Here is a 14,541-nt window from a genome sequence, read left to right on the forward strand (position 1 = left end):
CCCTCCGCCCTCGGGTACGGTGGGCCGTGGCGGGGTTTGACCGGAAACCGAGGGACTAATGGGACTCACCATCGGCGTCGACATCGGCGGCACGAAGATCGCGGCCGGCGTGGTCGACGAAGAGGGCACCATCCTTGAGACGTACAAGGTGCCCACCCCGCCGACCGCGGACGGAGTGACGGAGGCCATCTGCGCCGCCGTCTCCGAAGTCAGCAGCAACCACACCATCGACGCCGTGGGCATCGGCGCCGCGGGCTACGTGGACGACAAGCGCGCCACCGTGCTCTTCGCCCCCAACATCAACTGGCGCCACGAGCCGCTCAAGGACAAGGTCGAGCAGCGCATCGGCCTGCCCGTCGTCGTCGAGAACGACGCGAACTGCGCCGCCTGGGGCGAGTACCGCTTCGGCGCCGGCCAAGGCCACGACGACGTCATCTGCATCACGCTCGGCACCGGCCTCGGCGGCGGCATCATCATCGGCAACAAGCTGCGGCGCGGGCGCTTCGGCGTCGCCGCCGAGTTCGGCCACATCCGGGTCGTCCCCGACGGCCTGCTGTGCGGCTGCGGCAGCCAGGGCTGCTGGGAGCAGTACGCCTCCGGGCGCGCGCTCGTCCGCTACGCGAAGCAGCGGGCCAACGCCACCCCGGAGAACGCGGCGATCCTGCTCTCCCTCGGCGACGGCACCCCCGAGGGCATCGAGGGCAAGCACATCAGCCAGGCCGCGCGGCAGGGCGACCTGGTGGCCATCGACGCCTTCCGCGAGCTGGCCCGCTGGGCCGGCGCGGGCCTGGCCGACCTGGCCTCGCTCTTCGACCCGTCGGCGTTCATCGTCGGCGGCGGGGTCTCCGACGAGGGCGACCTCGTCCTCGACCCGATCCGCAAGTCCTTCAAGCGCTGGCTGGTCGGCGGCGCCTGGCGTCCGCACGCCCAGGTACTGGCCGCCCAGTTGGGCGGCAAGGCCGGACTCGTGGGCGCGGCGGACCTGGCGCGCCAGGGCTGACCCGTCCTGCTCGTACGTGACCGCCCGCCGCGCCCCTTGGGGGAGCGGCGGGCGCCGTCATATCTTGCGGTGCATGGACCAGCTGCCGAAGTCCCGTACGGAGCCCGACGGTTCTGCCGTGATCCGGGTGCTCAGCTACAACATCCGCTCGCTGCGCGACGACGAGGAGGCACTGGCCCGGGTCATCCGGGCCTGCGCCCCGGACCTCGTGTTCGTACAGGAGGCGCCGCGGTTCTTCCGCTGGCGCAAGCACGCGGCGAGGCTCGCCGCGAAGTGTGACCTGGTGGTGCTGGGCGGGGGCGCGACGGCGGCCGGACCGCTGCTGATGTGCTCGCTGCGGGTCTTCGCGGAGCGGACGCAGGACATCCTGCTGCCGCGCACCCCCGGCCTGCACCGGCGGGGCTTCGCGACGGCGGTGGTCCGGATCGGCGGGGTCCGGGCGGGGCTGGTCTGCGCGCACCTGTCCCTGGACCGGAGGGAGCGGTCGGCGCACGCGGGTCTGCTCCTGGAGCGGCTGGCGGGGCTGGACACCCCGTACGGGATCGTGGCGGGCGACGTGAACGAGGGCCCGGACGGCCCGGCCTTCGGGGCGCTCGCGGGGGCCTTGCAGGACTGCTGGTCGGTCGCCCCCTGGGGCGGGGAGCGGACCTTCCCGGCGGCGGCGCCGGACCGGCGGATCGACGGGGTGTTCGCCACGGGAGGTGTGGAGGTGCTGGCCTGCGGGGTCCCCACGGGGCTGGCGGGGGTGACCGCGGCGGACCTGGCGGCGGCGACGGACCACCTGCCGGTGCTGGCCGCCCTCCGCCTGCCGGCCGCGCGGTAGCCCGCCGGTGCGGCGCCCCGCCGTTCAGGGGCTCCGCCCCCCAAACCCCCGCGCCTCAAACGCCGCGGCGGGGCTGGATCTGGCCGCTGCCGTCGCCAAGTGCGGGTGGTGGGCCCGGATTCCCCGAGGGCTGTGGCCGGCCAAATCCAGCCTCGCCGGCGGCTGAGGCGCGGGGTCTGGGGCGGAGCCCCAGGGGCTGGGCGCAGCCCTGGCCCCGCAGCCAGGGCCCCGGGCGGAGTCTGGCGCGGGGCGCGGGGCGGAGCCCCGGTGGCGGGCCGGGGGTCAGACCACGGCTCCGCGGCCCGGGTCGTCGTCTTCGTCGTCGCCCTGGGCCATCCGCGCGACCAGCGTCGCGAAGCCGCCCAGGAAGCCGCCGATGCCCAGCGTCGTCAGCCACCAGGTCATCTCCCACTGCAACAGCACCGCCAGGAGCAGCAGCACCGGCCCGCCGACCACGGCCAGCCAGGCGAACTTCGACGTGGTGTCCGCCTCCGGCAGCTCCGGCTCCGGGGGGACGAAGTGCCCCTCGTCCGCCGGCTCCGCGAGCGAGTGGTCGCGCGGCCCCGGGCCGACGCCCGGGCCCGCGCCGACACCCGGGGCGAAGACGACCGAGCTGCCCAGCGCCTTCGGGGGCTCCGGCTCCGGCTCGGTCTCGGGTCTGGGCAAGGACTCGGGCTTCGACTCCGCCTCGGGGTCCGGCTCCGGCTCCGGCGGCAGCGGCTTCACGTCCTCCTCCGGCAGCAGAAGGTTCTCGATCGGCTTGAACGGCCGGGCCCCCGGCGGGTCCGGCGGCTCCTGCCCGTACCCGGCGACGATCGCCGCCCACGCCGCTTCCTCGTCCAGCGGCGGAACCCCGCCCGACTGCTCCTCGTGCTCAGCCACCCGCCTGCGCCCCCTCCCTGCCCACGCTCTCCGCCAGTCGGCCGACGAACGCATAGCTGTCCGCGAAGATCCGCTCCGCGTCATGGTCCAACGTCGCGACGTGGTAGCTCTGTTCCAGCAGGGTCTCGGTGACGTCGGTGGACGAGATCCGCGCCAGGATCCGGGCCGAGTCGACCGGCGGTACGACGTGGTCCTGCGGGCTGTGCAGCAGCAGCACGGGCTGCGTGACCTGCGGCAGCTCGGTGTCCACCAGCTTGAAGAACTTGCGCAGCGAGTGCGCGGCCCGCGTCGGGACCCGGTCGTAGCCCACCTCGACCGAGCCCGGCTTGGCGATGTCGCTCGCGATGCCCGGCGTCGACCGGACGAAGTGCCGGGCCACCGGAAGGGCGAAGGCCAGCGGGTCGTGCACCTTGTTGGCCGGGTTCACCAGGACGATGCCGCTGATGGCGTCCCCGTGCTTGGCCGCCAGCCGCAGGGTCAGCGCACCGCCCATCGACAGACCGAAGACGAACACCTGCTCGCACCGGTCCAGCAGCTCCCTCAGCGCCCGGTCCACCTCCGCGTACCAGTCCTGCCAGCCCGTGAGCTGCATGTCCTGCCAGCGCGTGCCGTGCCCGGGCAGCAGGGGCAGCGACACCGTGAGCCCCCGCCCGGCCAGGTGGTCGGCCCAGGGCCGCAGCGACTGCGGGGAACCGGTGAAACCGTGGCAGAGGAGGACGCCGACCTCTCCGCCCTCGTGGCGGAACGGCTCGGCTCCAGGGAGGACGGGCACCAGGGTCTCCTTGATCATGATGTACATCAGGTGGGTGCGTTGCTCTGTGTGACTTCACCGTACGCGACCGGGGTGGCACCGACCAGGGTCGTCGGGCCGCTGCCGGGAGAGCCACGGGATATGGTCTGTTCGACAGACACAGGAAGGCTTTCGAGTTGATCTACGGCGCAATGAAGTTCTCCATCGGCGGTTCCCTGAAGCTCGCCTTCAGGCCGTGGGTGGAGGGCCTCGAGAACATTCCCGCGGAGGGGCCGGCGATCCTCGCGAGCAACCACCTGTCCTTCTCCGACTCCTTCTTCCTCCCGGCCGTGCTGGACCGGAAGGTCACCTTCATCGCGAAGGCGGAGTACTTCACCTCCCCCGGCGTCAAGGGCAAGCTGACGGCCGCCTTCTTCAAGGGCGTCGGCCAGCTCCCGGTGGACCGCTCCGGTGCGCGCGGGGCCGGCGAGGCCGCCATCAAGAGCGGCATCGACGTCATCGAGCGGGGGGAGCTGTTCGGTATCTACCCCGAGGGGACGCGTTCACCCGACGGCCGGCTCTACCGCGGCAAGCCCGGCGGCCTGGCCCGCGTGGCCCTGGCCACCGGCGCCCCCGTGATCCCGGTGGCGATGATCGACACCGAGAAGATCCAGCCGCCCGGCAAGGTGGTCCCCAAGCTGATGCGGCCGGGCATCCGGATCGGCAAGCCGCTGGACTTCAGCCGCTACCACGGCATGGACGGCGACCGCTTCATCCTGCGCTCGGTGACCGACGAGGTCATGTACGAGATCATGAAGCTTTCCGGCCAGGAGTACGTGGACATCTACGCGACCGCGGCCAAGCGCCAGATCGCCGACGCGGAGAAGGCCGCCGCCAAGGCGGAGAAGGCCGAGAAGGCCGAGAAGGCGGAACGGGCAGACGGCGCGGCTGAGTAGCAACGGGCGCACCGCCCGCGGGGGGTGGGGGAGATGGCGAAACGCGAACGCGTCGTACGCATGTCGGTCGAGCAGCCGCTCTGGCGCGCCCTGACCGTCTACCGGCTGCTGACCATGGTCTACGCCGTGGTGCTGTTCGGCGCCGCGTACCAGCGGTTCGACCGCCCCGGGATCGCGGCCGGCTACCTCGCCGTCCTCGCGGTCTGGACCCTGGCCACGCACGGCAAGGCGGCGAACGCCGTCAGCTGCACCAAGCGCTTCCTCGGCGCCGACCTGACGGTCGCCCTCGTCGGGATCCTGCTGACCCCGCTCGCCGACACCCACGAGCGGATCGCGGCCGGCGGTCCGACCCTCCCCTCCATCTGGACGGCCGGCTCGGTCCTCGCCTTCGCCATCAAGGGCGGCTGGCGCTGGGCGTGCGTCGCCTCCACCTTCGTGGCCGCGGCCAACATCGCCGTGCACGGCGGCGAACCGACCCGGGACGCCCTGCACAACGTCCTGCTGGTCTGGGTCGCCTCGGTGGCCATCGGCTACGTCGTCGAGGTGGCCCGGGCCAGTGAGGCGACCCTCGCCCGCGCCCTGGAGATCGAGGCGGCCACCCGCGAACGCGAGCGCCTCGCCCGCGACATCCACGACGGGGTCCTCCAGGTCCTCGCCATGGTCCAGCGGCGCGGCACCGAACTGGGCGGCGAGGCGGCCGAGCTGGGGCGGATGGCCGGGGAGCAGGAGGTGGCGCTGCGCACGCTGGTCACCAGCGGGCTGGTGCAGCCCTCCCGGATCTCCCGCGACGGGTCCCGGGGAGCGCTGGTGGACGCGTACGAGGTCGAGGAGCCCGGCGCGGACGAGGGCGAGCTGGACCTGCGGACGCTGCTCGCCCCGCACGCCGGGTCCCGGGTGAGCTTCGCCGAGCCGGGCACCCCGGTGCCGCTGCCGGTGCCCGCGGCGAAGGAGCTGGCCGCTGCCGTCGGCGCTGCCCTGGACAACGTGCGCAGGCACGCCGGGGAAGGGGCCAGCGCCTGGATCCTGCTCGAGGACTGGGGCGACGAGGTGATCGTGACCGTCCGGGACGACGGGCCGGGCATCGCGGCGGGCCGGCTCGACCAGGCGGAGGGCGAGGGCCGGATGGGCGTGGCCCTGTCCATCCGCGGGCGGTTGCGTGACCTCGGCGGCAGCGCCGAGCTGGTGTCCGTCCCCGGGCAGGGCACCGAGGTGGAACTGAAGGTACCGAGGGGGAGGACCCAGTGAGCGAGTTGCACGAGATCAAGGTGATGGTCGTCGACGACCATCCGATGTGGCGGGACGCGGTCGCCCGCGACCTGGCCGCCGCGGGGTTCGACCTGGTGGCCACCGCCGGAGACGGCCCCGAGGCGGTGCGCCGGGCGCGCGCCGTCACCCCCCACGTCCTGGTCCTCGACCTCAACCTGCCCGGCATGCCCGGGGTCCAGGTCTGCAAGGAGCTGGTCGGGGCCAACCCCGCGCTGCGGGTGCTGGTGCTGTCGGCCAGCGGCGAGCACGCGGACGTGCTGGAGGCGGTCAAGTCCGGCGCCACCGGCTACCTGTTGAAGTCGGCCGGAGCCCAGGAGCTGATCGACGCGGTCCGCCGCACGGCCGCCGGCGACCCCGTCTTCACCCCGGGCCTGGCCGGGCTGGTGCTCGGCGAGTACCGGCGCCTGGCCACCGATCCGGCGCCGGCCGCCTCCGACGAGGCGAAGGCTCCGCAGCTGACCGACCGGGAGACCGAGGTGCTGCGGCTGGTGGCCAAGGGGCTCTCGTACAAGCAGATCGCGGAGCGGCTGGTCATCTCCCACCGGACGGTCCAGAACCACGTCCAGAACACCCTCGGCAAACTCCAGCTGCACAACCGCGTCGAGCTCGTCCGGTACGCCATCGAGCGGGGCCTCGACGACGCGTAGCCGGTGGCGTCGGTCGTACTTATGTCCTCGTACGAGTGAACGGATGTCGGCAACGCCCCGTGATTCCGCCCGAATTGACTCTTCCGGACCTCTCGCTGTGACCTGGGTCACCACTAGCGTGGCCGTCATGGCGAAGGGAGATTCCATGAAGGTCGGAGTGCTGACCGGCGGCGGTGACTGCCCCGGGCTCAACGCGGTGATCAGGGCCGTCGTCCGCAAGGGCGAGCAGGAGTACGGATACGGGTTCGTCGGGTTCAAGGACGGCTGGCGGGGCGCGGTCGAAGGGGCGACGGTCCCCCTGGACATCCCGGCCGTCCGCGGCATCCTGCCGCGGGGCGGCACCATCCTCGGGTCCTCGCGCACCAACCCGTTCAAGACGGAGAACGGCGTCCGCGGCATCAAGGACAACCTGGCCAAGTACGAGGTGGACGCCCTCATCGCGATCGGCGGCGAGGACACCCTCGGGGTCGCGGCCAAGCTGTACGAGGAGTACGGCATCCCCTGCGTCGGTGTGCCGAAGACCATCGACAACGACCTGTCCGCCACCGACTACACCTTCGGCTTCGACACCGCCGTCGGCATCGCGACCGAGGCCATCGACCGGCTGCACACCACGGCCGAGTCGCACATGCGGGTCCTGGTCGTCGAGGTGATGGGCCGGCACGCCGGGTGGATCGCCCTGCACTCGGGGCTCGCGGGCGGCGCCAACGTCATCCTCATTCCGGAGCAGCGCTTCGACGTCGACCAGGTGTGCGCCTGGGTGACCTCCCGGTTCAAGGCGAGCTACGCGCCGATCGTGGTGGTCGCCGAGGGTGCGATGCCCACGGACGGGGAGATGGTCCTCAAGGACGCCACCAAGGACTCCTTCGGCCACGTCCGCCTGTCCGGCGTCGGCGAGTGGCTGGCCAAGGAGATCGAGGCGCGGACCGGCAAGGAGGCCCGTACGACGGTGCTCGGGCACATCCAGCGGGGCGGCACGCCGAGCGCCTTCGACCGGTGGCTGGCGACCCGCTTCGGGCTGCACGCGATCGACGCGGTGCGCGACGGGGACTTCGGCAAGATGGTCGCGCTCAAGGGCACGGACATCGTGCGGGTGCCCATCGCCGAGGCCACGGCGAAGCTCAAGACGGTGGACCCGGCGCTGTACCGGGAGGTCGGCGTCTTCTTCGGCTGAGCGGCGCGGGACGCGGGACGCGGGGCGAGCGGCGGCCCGGACCCATGGGTCGTATGGTGACAAACGACCCATGGGTACGAGGTACGGGAGCCGGCGTGGAGATCCTGGCATTCGGTGTGACCGCCGACGAGAGGCCGCTCCTGGAGCGCGCCTTCGCCGGGCAGCACGAGGTGCGCTGCCTCGACGTCTTCATGAGCGAGGACACCGCGCCCATCGCGGCCGGGTACGAGATCGTCTCCTCCAGTGTGAACGCCGACCTGAACGGCCGGGTGCTGCGGACCCTGGCGGCGGGCGGGACGAGGATGATCGCCCAGCGCTCCACCGGCTTCAACAACATCGACCTGGACGTGGCCCGGCAGCTGGGCATGACCGTCAGCCGGGTCTCGTACTACTCCCCCTACTCGGTGGCCGAGTTCGCGTGGGCGCTGGCGATGGCCGTGAACCGGCGGATCGTCCGCGCCTCGAACCGGACCCGGGACTTCGATTTCCGGCTGAACGGGCTGATGGGCCGGGACATGCGCGGCCGTACGGCGGGCGTGCTCGGCACCGGAAAGATCGGCGAGGCGTTCACCCGGATCGCGCACGGCTTCGGGATGAACCTGCTGGGCTGGGACGTCGCGCAGAACCCGGCCTGTGTGGAGCTCGGCATGAAGTACGTGGACAAGGACGAGCTGCTCGCCTCCTCGGACCTGATCAGCCTGCACGTGCCGCTTCTGGAGTCCACCCACCACATCATCGACGCGGCGGCGCTGCGGCTGATGCGGGACGACGCGCTCCTGGTGAACTCCAGCCGCGGCGGCCTGGTGGACACGGACGCGCTGGTCGCGGAGCTCAGGGCGGGACGGTTCGCGGGGGTCGGCCTCGACGTGTACGAGGCCGAGGCCGGGGTGTTCTTCCTGGACAAGTCCCTGGAGGCCGTCGAGGACGACACCCTGGCGCGGCTCGTCACGTTCCCGCACGTGGTGGTGACCTCGCACCAGGCGTACTACACCGCCGACGCCGTGGGCCAGATCATCGACACCACGGTCGCCAACGTCGCCGACTACCTGGCGGGCCGCCGCTCGCAGAACACGCTCGTCCCGCCCGCCGCGTAGCCCGCGGCGGGCGGGCCCGTCCCGCGGTCAGGCCGGGGCCGTGACCCCCGTCAGGAGCTCGCGCAGCAGCTCCGCCCCGCGCAGGGTGAGCACGGACTCCGGGTGGAACTGGACCCCCGCGAACCGGCCCGAGGCGGAGCGGAGCGCGTGGACCTCCCCCGTCACCGGGTCCCGGGCGACCTCCACCCCCGCGGGCTCGCCGCCGGCCTCGCACCGCGCGGTGTACGTGTTGTAGAAGCCGACCACCTCCGCGGCCCCGAACAGGTCGATCCGCGTCTGCGCACCCTGCGCCGGCTCGGCCTTGCGGACCAGCGGCAGCCCCAGCTCCGCGGCCAGCAGCTCGTGGCCCAGGCAGACCCCGAGCAGCCCGCCCCGGTGCGAGGCCAGCAGCTCGGCCGCCAGCCCGCGCAGCATCCGCATCTTGGGGTCGGCCGTGTCCGCCGGGTTGCCCGGGCCCGGGCCCAGCACGATCGGGCCCTCCCAGGCCAGGGCCGCCGCCCGCAGACCCGCATCGTCGTAGCGGCGTACGGTCACCTCCAGCCCGGCCACCCGCAGGACGTGCGCCAGCATCGCGGTGAAGGTGTCCTCGCCGTCCACCACCAGCGCGTGGCCGGCCGGAGCGGCCGGCCGCTCCTGCATGCGCAGCCAGAACGGGGCGAGGTCCGCCCGCCGGGCCGCCAGGGCCGCCCGCACCCGGGGATCGTCCGCAAGGCCGGCCCCCTCGAAGGCCGGGCGGGGCGCCGCGGGCCCGACCCCCAGCGCCGCCAGCACCCCGGCCGCCTTCGCGTGGGTCTCCGCCACCTCGCCCGCCGGATCGGAGTGCCGCACGAGGGTGGCGCCGACCGGCACCCGCAGCACCCCGTCCCCGTCGATGTCGGCGGTGCGGATCAGGATGGGGGAGTCGAGGGTCTGGCCGCCCGCCGGGTCGAGGCCCAGCAGGGCCAGCGCCCCCGCGTAGTAGCCGCGGCCCCCCGCCTCGTACCGCTCGATCACCCGGCAGGCGTTCTGCACCGGCGAGCCGGTCACCGTCGCGGCGAACATGGTCTCCCGCAGCACCTCGCGCACGTCCAGCGAGGAGCGGCCGCGCAGCTCGTACTCGGTGTGCGCGAGGTGGGACATCTCCTTCAGCCGCGGCCCGACGACCACCCCGCCCATGTCGCCGACGGTGCACATCATCTTCAGTTCCTCGTCGACCACCATCGACAGCTCCTCGGTCTCCTTGCGGTCGCCGAGGAAGGCGAGGAGCGACTGCGCCGTGGGGCCCCCGGCGGGATACCGGTAGGTGCCGCTGATCGGGTTCATCACGACGGTCCGGCCGGACATCCGCACGTGGACCTCGGGGCTGGCCCCGACCAGGGTGCGGTCCCCGGTGTGCACGACGTACGTCCAGTACGCGCCCCGCTCGCCCTCCAGCAGCCGCCGGAACAGGGCCAGGGCGTCGGCCCGGCCGAAGCCGTCGATCCGGCCCTCGTAGGTGCGCCGGATGACGAAGTTCGCGCCCTCCCCGCGGCCGATCTCGTCCTCGATGACCCGCTCGACCGTGGCCGCGTACTCCTCGTCGGGAACGTCGAAGCCGCCCCCGTCGACCCGAACGGCATGCGCGGGCAGCGCGGCCAGCACCTCGGCGAGGGGGATCTCGTACGCCTCCTCGGCGGCCAGCACGCTCAGCGGCGTGCCGTCGTCGCGCACGTCGAACCCGCGCTCCCGGATCTGCCGGAAGGGGACCAGGGCGAGGGTGGGCAGCTCCCGGACGGGCAGGTCGGCGAGGCGGGCGGCCTCGTGGACCGGGCCGAGCAGCACCTCGACGGTGTCGTGGTCGCGGCCGGGGGTCCGCCGGCGCAGCAGGGCGAACGGCGGGCAGGAGTCGTCGAGCAGTCGGCTGAGGTTCATTCGGGGCGGCGTCCTTCCGGTGGGAGGAGCGGCCCCTGTTCCGCGCACGAACGCGGAAGGCCGCCCCTCGGGGCGGCCTTCGCGTCGGTCGTGTCGTCTCTACGTACGCGCGAGGAGTGGGCCGCCGGAAGCGGGCCACCACCAGTTCAGGTTCATGTGCGCGTACATGCAGCGCACCTTAGCCCAGATCCGCCCCCGGGCGCCGGATGCGTCTCAGGGCGCGGGATGACCATGGATTCCGAATCTTCGGGACCCGTCAACCTTCGAGCCTCTTGCGTCTCATCAGGTGGGCGCAAGGCTGGACGGGGCGAATGACACCGTAATGTGTACGAGGTGACCGTGAACGCTGAAACCCAAGCCCCCGCCGCCAAGGCGACCTGGCGAGACCTTCCCGCGGCGCAGCAGCCTTCGTACCCCGATGCCGAGGCTCTGCGCGCTGTCGTCGCGGACCTCGAGTCGTATCCTCCCCTCGTTTTCGCGGGCGAGTGCGACCAGCTGCGTGCCCGTCTGGGAGCCGTCGCCAAGGGCGAGGCGTTCCTGCTGCAGGGCGGCGACTGCGCCGAGGCCTTCGACGGCGTGTCCGCCGACCACATCCGCGCCAAGCTGAAGACGCTGCTCCAGATGAGCGCCGTCCTGACGTACGCGGCCTCCGTGCCGGTCGTCAAGGTCGGCCGCATCGCGGGCCAGTACTCCAAGCCGCGCTCCAAGGACACCGAGACCCGCGACGGCGTCACCCTGCCGACCTACCGCGGCGACTCCGTCAACGGCTTCGCCTTCACCGAAGAGGCCCGGATCCCGGACCCCGAGCGGCTCAAGCGCATGTACAACGCGTCCGCCTCGACGCTCAACCTGGTGCGCGCCTTCACCACCGGCGGCTACGCCGACCTGCGCCAGGTGCACGCCTGGAACCAGGACTTCGTGAAGTCCAGCCCGTCCGGGCAGCGCTACGAGCAGCTCGCGCGGGAGATCGACAACGCGCTGAACTTCATGAAGGCCTGCGGCACCGACCCGGCCGAGTTCAAGGCCGTCGAGTTCTACGCCTCCCACGAGGCGCTGCTGCTCGACTACGAGGGTGCGCTGACCCGCACCGACTCGCGGACCGGCAGGCTGTACGACACCTCGGGCCACATGGTCTGGATCGGTGAGCGCACCCGCCAGTTGGACCACGCGCACATCGAGTTCTGCTCGCAGATCGCCAACCCGATCGGCATCAAGCTCGGCCCGACCACCACGGTGGACGAGGCGCTGACCTACATCGACCGGCTGGACCCGGAGCGCGAGCCGGGCCGGCTGACCTTCGTCGTCCGCATGGGCGCCGACAAGGTCCGCGACAAGCTCCCCGAGCTGGTCGAGAAGGTCACCGCCTCCGGTGCGACCGTCGCCTGGGTCACCGACCCGATGCACGGCAACACCTTCGAGGCGGCCTCCGGCCACAAGACGCGCCGTTTCGACGACGTGCTCGACGAGGTCAAGGGCTTCTTCGAGGTGCACAAGGGCCTGGGCACCCACCCGGGCGGCATCCACGTCGAGCTCACCGGTGACGACGTCACCGAGTGCGTGGGCGGCGGCGACGAGATCTTCGTCGACGACCTGCACCAGCGCTACGAGACGGCCTGTGACCCGCGGCTCAACCGCAGCCAGTCCCTGGACCTGGCGTTCCTGGTCGCGGAGATGTACCGCGATCAGTAGGGAGAAACGTACGACGATGGGGCGCGGATCGATGTGATCCGCGCCCCATCGTCGTATCGGGGGCTTTTAGGCGACCCTAACTTTGGGTACGGTTAGGTAAGCCTCACCGAATCGGGGTGGCTCGCAGAACCAGTCCCCCAGGGAGGTGAACCGCGTGTACGTCTGCTCTTGCTTCGGGATCACCGACAAGCAGGTCAAGGACCACGCGGCAGCCGGGGCGTGCACCCCCCGCCAGATCGCCTCGGCCACCAAGGCCGGCACCGACTGCGGCTCCTGCGTGCGCACCATCCAGGGCATACTCGGCCGCGGTGCGTGCCCGCGCCGGGAACTGCTGGAGAAGGGCAACGCGGCGGCCGTGCTCGCCGCCGAGGTCTCGCCCGGCCCGCTCCCTGCACCCTCGCTCGCGGAAGCCGCGTAGATCCCGCAGGCCGCGCAGGCCGCGCAGGCCGCCGGCCGTCCGCCCGGCGTGACCCGTTCGGCGTGACCCGTTCGGGCGCTCTTAGCTCGGCTGCTCGATCAGCTGCGCGATGTACAGCGCCTCACCCAGGGACTCGATGAGCTCCAGCTGGGTGTCGAGGTAGTCGATGTGGTGCTCCTCGTCCTCCAGGATCTCCTCGAAGAGGCGGGCGGAGGTGATGTCGCCCTTGCCGCGCATGACCTCGATGCCCCGCTTGAGCCGGTCGATGGCCTCGACCTCGACCTGGCGGTCCGCCTGGAACATCTCGGTGATCGTCTGCCCGACCCGCACGTGGAAGAGGCGCTGGTAGTTCGGCAGACCGTCGAGCATCAGGATGCGCTCGGTGATCTTGTCCGCGTGCTTCATCTCGTCGATGGATTCTTCACGCGTGTACTTGGCGAGCTTGGTCCAGCCCTTGTTGTCCTGGATGCGGTAGTGCAGCCAGTACTGGTTGATGGCGGTCAGCTCGCCGGTCAGCTGCTCGTTCAGAAACTCAAGGACCTCGGGGTCGCCCTGCATCGCAGAGGCTCCTTCCAGGCAATGTCATCAATGACGGGGCTGGGGGCACCTCCCAGCCGTGGCCGGGGGATTGCGCGCATCCTTGCACCGCCACTGAAGGGCGTCCAGTAAGTGCCTCCTTAGTGGGAGTTGCCCGAATCGGTCCAGACCTGGTCATGACCACCCCACCGCGTCTGTCACCATGGAGTCATGGGTCAGCCGGAAAGCCGGGAATCTCCGGGAGCAGAGCAGTCGGAGCTTCCACCGGGGCAGCGGTTGCAGCGGGGCTGGCCGGTCACCCACTACGGTCCGGTGCCCAAGTTCAAGCCCGACCGCTGGGAGTTCCGCGTCTTCGGCGCGACGGCCGACGGCGACAAGCACTGCTGGAACCACGAGGAGTTCGCGGCGCTGCCGTTCGAATCGGTCGTGGCCGACCTGCACTGCGTGACGAAGTTCAGCATGCCCGGCGCCGAATGGGGCGGTGTGCTCGCCGGTACGATCCTCGCCCTGGCGCCGCCCGCGCCGCAGGTCACGCACGTGATGGTGTGGGCCGAGTACGGCTTCAGCTCCAATATGCGGCTCGCGGACTTCGCCTCCGAGCGGACCGTCTTCGCCACCCACGAGGGCGGTGAACTGCTCACCGCGGAGCACGGGTTCCCGCTGCGCCTGGTCGTCCCGCACCTGTACGCGTGGAAGGGCCCCAAGTGGGTCCGCGGCGTCGAGTACATGACCGCCGACCGCCGCGGCTTCTGGGAGGAGCGCGGCTACCACAACATCGGCGACCCCTGGCGGGAGCAGCGCTACTCGTACCAGGAGGAGCCGGGGGACGGCCCCGAGCTGTAGGGCGCGTCCGGCAGGTCAGTGGTACCGGTGGACGACCGCGTGCCCCTTGCCGCGGCCGATCAGCCACTTGTTGACCGGGACCGTGATCACGAAAGCGGCCGCGAGCGCGATCGCCAGGACCGTCCAGAACATCGGGTCCGACAGGTGGGCGTCCATCGCGCCCGGCCACAGGGCGATCACCCCGTTGTCGATCAGTTCCATGACGGTGATCGAAAGAGTGTCCGCGGCGAGCGCCACCCGGACGGCCGTACGGAAGTCAACGCCCGCCGCGAGGACCCCGCGCAGGGTGAACGCGTAGCCGAAGAGGAACGCCAGGGCGATGGCCAGGGCCATCGTCGGGACGTTTCCCCAGCCCAGCGCGGTTCCGATGACCATGCCGAGCACCTCGCCGATGGCGCACCCGGTGAGGCAGTGCAGGGTGGCCCGGGCGGCCATGCCCCAGCCGGCGCGCCCCTGCCGTCCGTGGCCGTGGTGCTCGTGGCCGTCGTGCAGGTGCCGGTCGTCGTGCCGGTCGTGTGCGTGGTGCGCGTGCTCCATGTCGACCCCCTGGTGGGAACAGCCGGGCAGCGGTTCCGCCGATAGAGCAGAACCG

The 14,541-nt window shown here is 71.8% G+C and carries 15 protein-coding genes; 10 read left to right on the top strand and 5 right to left on the bottom strand.

All coding sequences use genetic code 11. From position 1 onward, the window contains the following. The first annotated feature begins 58 nt into the window (after positions 1-58). Both AB0D66_RS10765 and AB0D66_RS10770 read left to right on the top strand, forming a co-directional pair. A complete protein-coding gene (locus AB0D66_RS10765) occupies positions 59-1,000 on the top strand; it encodes an ROK family glucokinase (protein WP_362299886.1) in 942 nt (313 codons plus the stop codon). A gap of 73 nt (positions 1,001-1,073) precedes the next feature. Beyond that, a complete protein-coding gene (locus tag AB0D66_RS10770) occupies positions 1,074-1,823 on the top strand; it encodes an endonuclease/exonuclease/phosphatase family protein (protein ID WP_362299889.1) in 750 nt (249 codons plus the stop codon). A 282-nt stretch (positions 1,824-2,105) separates the two neighbouring features. On the opposite strand, the gene AB0D66_RS10775 is transcribed toward AB0D66_RS10770, so the two are convergent. Both AB0D66_RS10775 and AB0D66_RS10780 read right to left on the bottom strand, forming a co-directional pair. Beyond that, positions 2,106-2,705, bottom strand: coding sequence for a hypothetical protein (locus AB0D66_RS10775; protein WP_362299892.1), 600 nt, complete (start codon positions 2,703-2,705; stop codon positions 2,106-2,108). Next, complete coding sequence (locus AB0D66_RS10780; RefSeq protein WP_362300326.1) at positions 2,698-3,477, bottom strand: alpha/beta fold hydrolase; 780 nt, start codon at positions 3,475-3,477, stop codon at positions 2,698-2,700. The genes AB0D66_RS10775 and AB0D66_RS10780 overlap by 8 nt, the downstream gene beginning before the upstream one ends. Positions 3,478-3,647: 170 nt before the next feature. On the opposite strand from AB0D66_RS10780, the gene AB0D66_RS10785 reads away from it, so the two are divergent. From AB0D66_RS10785 to AB0D66_RS10805, 5 genes are all read left to right on the top strand, one after another. After that, entirely contained in the window at positions 3,648-4,391 is a 744-nt protein-coding gene (locus tag AB0D66_RS10785; protein ID WP_362300329.1) for a lysophospholipid acyltransferase family protein, read from the top strand. 33 nt (positions 4,392-4,424) lie between these two features. Further along, the gene (locus tag AB0D66_RS10790) at positions 4,425-5,636 is read left to right on the top strand and encodes a DUF5931 domain-containing protein (RefSeq protein ID WP_362299894.1); all 1,212 of its coding nucleotides are present in this window, start codon (positions 4,425-4,427) and stop codon (positions 5,634-5,636) included. Between the two features lie 23 nt (positions 5,637-5,659). Next, positions 5,660-6,304, top strand: coding sequence for a response regulator transcription factor (locus AB0D66_RS10795; RefSeq protein ID WP_362300331.1), 645 nt, complete (start codon positions 5,660-5,662; stop codon positions 6,302-6,304). Positions 6,305-6,449: 145 nt separating this feature from the next. After that, positions 6,450-7,478: a 6-phosphofructokinase gene (locus AB0D66_RS10800; RefSeq protein ID WP_362300333.1), complete on the top strand. Its 1,029-nt coding sequence runs from the start codon at positions 6,450-6,452 to the stop codon at positions 7,476-7,478. Positions 7,479-7,573: 95 nt separating this feature from the next. Next, positions 7,574-8,572 carry a 2-hydroxyacid dehydrogenase gene (locus tag AB0D66_RS10805; protein WP_362299897.1) on the top strand — a complete coding sequence of 333 codons (999 nt, stop codon included), beginning with the start codon at positions 7,574-7,576 and terminating at the stop codon, positions 8,570-8,572. Between the two features lie 27 nt (positions 8,573-8,599). Here the strand turns inward: AB0D66_RS10805 and AB0D66_RS10810 are convergent, their stop codons facing one another. Beyond that, positions 8,600-10,462 carry an anthranilate synthase family protein gene (locus AB0D66_RS10810; RefSeq protein ID WP_362299900.1) on the bottom strand — a complete coding sequence of 621 codons (1,863 nt, stop codon included), beginning with the start codon at positions 10,460-10,462 and terminating at the stop codon, positions 8,600-8,602. A gap of 339 nt (positions 10,463-10,801) precedes the next feature. Between AB0D66_RS10810 and AB0D66_RS10815 the strand changes: the two genes are divergently transcribed. Continuing rightward, positions 10,802-12,151: a class II 3-deoxy-7-phosphoheptulonate synthase gene (locus AB0D66_RS10815; protein ID WP_362299903.1), complete on the top strand. Its 1,350-nt coding sequence runs from the start codon at positions 10,802-10,804 to the stop codon at positions 12,149-12,151. A gap of 145 nt (positions 12,152-12,296) precedes the next feature. Beyond that, positions 12,297-12,569, top strand: coding sequence for a (2Fe-2S)-binding protein (locus AB0D66_RS10820; RefSeq protein WP_362299906.1), 273 nt, complete (start codon positions 12,297-12,299; stop codon positions 12,567-12,569). Positions 12,570-12,650: 81 nt separating this feature from the next. Here AB0D66_RS10820 and bfr read toward each other — a convergent pair whose 3' ends face one another. Further along, a complete protein-coding gene (gene bfr / locus AB0D66_RS10825; protein ID WP_030037303.1) occupies positions 12,651-13,127 on the bottom strand; it encodes a bacterioferritin in 477 nt (158 codons plus the stop codon). Positions 13,128-13,316: 189 nt separating this feature from the next. Here bfr and AB0D66_RS10830 point away from each other — a divergent pair, with 189 nt between their 5' ends. After that, positions 13,317-13,949: a sulfite oxidase-like oxidoreductase gene (locus tag AB0D66_RS10830; RefSeq protein ID WP_362299909.1), complete on the top strand. Its 633-nt coding sequence runs from the start codon at positions 13,317-13,319 to the stop codon at positions 13,947-13,949. Positions 13,950-13,964: 15 nt separating this feature from the next. On the opposite strand, the gene AB0D66_RS10835 is transcribed toward AB0D66_RS10830, so the two are convergent. Continuing rightward, positions 13,965-14,486, bottom strand: coding sequence for a DUF4396 domain-containing protein (locus AB0D66_RS10835; RefSeq protein ID WP_362299912.1), 522 nt, complete (start codon positions 14,484-14,486; stop codon positions 13,965-13,967). Between the last annotated feature and the right edge of the window lie 55 nt (positions 14,487-14,541).

Origin of the sequence: Streptomyces sp. NPDC048270 (assembly GCF_040652335.1) — a bacterium.
Lineage (GTDB): Bacteria > Actinomycetota > Actinomycetes > Streptomycetales > Streptomycetaceae > Streptomyces.

What these genes read in the sequence shown, in the direction of transcription:
- AB0D66_RS10765 (WP_362299886.1), top strand. Translation starts at nt 59, where the DNA reads ATGGGACTCACCATCGGCGTCGACATCGGCGGCACGAAGATCGCGGCC.
- AB0D66_RS10770 (WP_362299889.1), top strand. Translation starts at nt 1,074, where the DNA reads ATGGACCAGCTGCCGAAGTCCCGTACGGAGCCCGACGGTTCTGCCGTG.
- AB0D66_RS10785 (WP_362300329.1), top strand. Translation starts at nt 3,648, where the DNA reads ATGAAGTTCTCCATCGGCGGTTCCCTGAAGCTCGCCTTCAGGCCGTGG.
- AB0D66_RS10790 (WP_362299894.1), top strand. Translation starts at nt 4,425, where the DNA reads ATGGCGAAACGCGAACGCGTCGTACGCATGTCGGTCGAGCAGCCGCTC.
- AB0D66_RS10795 (WP_362300331.1), top strand. Translation starts at nt 5,660, where the DNA reads ATGGTCGTCGACGACCATCCGATGTGGCGGGACGCGGTCGCCCGCGAC.
- AB0D66_RS10800 (WP_362300333.1), top strand. Translation starts at nt 6,450, where the DNA reads ATGAAGGTCGGAGTGCTGACCGGCGGCGGTGACTGCCCCGGGCTCAAC.
- AB0D66_RS10810 (WP_362299900.1), bottom strand. Translation starts at nt 10,462, where the DNA reads ATGAACCTCAGCCGACTGCTCGACGACTCCTGCCCGCCGTTCGCCCTG.
- bfr (WP_030037303.1), bottom strand. Translation starts at nt 13,127, where the DNA reads ATGCAGGGCGACCCCGAGGTCCTTGAGTTTCTGAACGAGCAGCTGACC.
- AB0D66_RS10830 (WP_362299909.1), top strand. Translation starts at nt 13,317, where the DNA reads ATGGGTCAGCCGGAAAGCCGGGAATCTCCGGGAGCAGAGCAGTCGGAG.
- AB0D66_RS10835 (WP_362299912.1), bottom strand. Translation starts at nt 14,486, where the DNA reads ATGGAGCACGCGCACCACGCACACGACCGGCACGACGACCGGCACCTG.